Genomic DNA, 1,010 nt, shown 5'->3' on the forward strand with positions numbered 1-1,010 from the left:
GCCTGCGGCCGTCGGCCCGGGGCTCCTCGGCGGGCACGGCGCCGCCGTGGCCGCCGCCCGCGGTCCGCACCGCGGTCTCCGGCTCCGGCTCGGCGGCCAGGGTGCCCGGCGCGCGCACCTCGAGGGTGCCGGTCGGGTCGCCGCCGGGCCGGACCGGGCCGCGCTCGTGGGTCTCGTCAGCGGCGGTCATTCGCCGACCTCGAAGATGAGCGAACCGCCCGGGGACTTGTCCTGGCAGGCGGCCGACGCCTTCTGCATCCGCGCGTCACTGGGGTCCATGCCGAGCGTATCGATGTTGATCTTGATCTGGCCGCCCTCGACCTCCGGGTCGGGGAACTTGGGCACGCCGTTCTCCCGCATGCACTTCGCCCACGCCTGGACCTTCGCCGAGTCGACGTCGCCGCCCCTGGCGTCCTGTCCGACGCCCTGCGGCATCTTGTCCCGGCACGCCTCCTGGGCCGCCTGGGAGTCGGGGTCGTCCGCGTTGCCGGGATTGATGAGCACCCTGCCGTCGCCGCCCTGCTCGGGGTCCTGGTAATCCTCGACCCCGTTCTCCCGCATGCACTCGGCGTAGTCCAGGGCCTGCTGATATCCCGAACCGGCGGCGGCCGACGACGACCCCTCGGCCTCTTCCTCCGCGGCGCTGGAGTCGGAGCAGCCCACGGCGGCGCCCATGACGAGAACGGCGGAGGCGGCAAGAAGAATGTGCGCTTTGACGCGCTTACGTGTGTTGGACATGGCCCAAGTCCTACGCGGACGGCGGTCACACGGCGGACACAGAATTGCCCGGCGCCGACCGATTACACGTCCCGCGCGGAACATGTGACCGCCCTGTGACCCGATGCCCTGAGACGGTAAGTCCACTTGCTCCAGCAGTTCGCGGAAATGCCTTTTATCCGGACGACGAAAGGAAGTCCGACATGCTATCGGACCTTTCGACCCTGGCTCCCGGGACAGCGGCCGTGCCCGACGAACCGGCGGTGGGGGGGGGGGGGGGCGGGGGGGGGGGG

The 1,010-nt window shown here is 71.5% G+C and carries 2 protein-coding genes; both read right to left on the reverse strand.

The genetic code is table 11. The features are described 5' to 3' along the window. The coding region (locus ACTT8P_RS38310) for a hypothetical protein (RefSeq protein ID WP_442836404.1) at positions 1-190 on the reverse strand (190 nt) is incomplete at its 3' end. Continuing rightward, positions 187-738 carry a hypothetical protein gene (locus tag ACTT8P_RS38315; protein WP_442836405.1) on the reverse strand — a complete coding sequence of 184 codons (552 nt, stop codon included), beginning with the start codon at positions 736-738 and terminating at the stop codon, positions 187-189. The genes ACTT8P_RS38310 and ACTT8P_RS38315, both read right to left, overlap by 4 nt. Between the last annotated feature and the right edge of the window lie 272 nt (positions 739-1,010).

The organism is Streptomyces sp. JW3, assembly GCF_052216785.1.
Lineage (GTDB): Bacteria > Actinomycetota > Actinomycetes > Streptomycetales > Streptomycetaceae > Streptomyces.

Bases quoted from the DNA above. Each gene is read 5' to 3' on its own strand.
- ACTT8P_RS38315 (WP_442836405.1), bottom strand. From the start codon at position 738: ATGTCCAACACACGTAAGCGCGTCAAAGCGCACATTCTTCTTGCCGCC.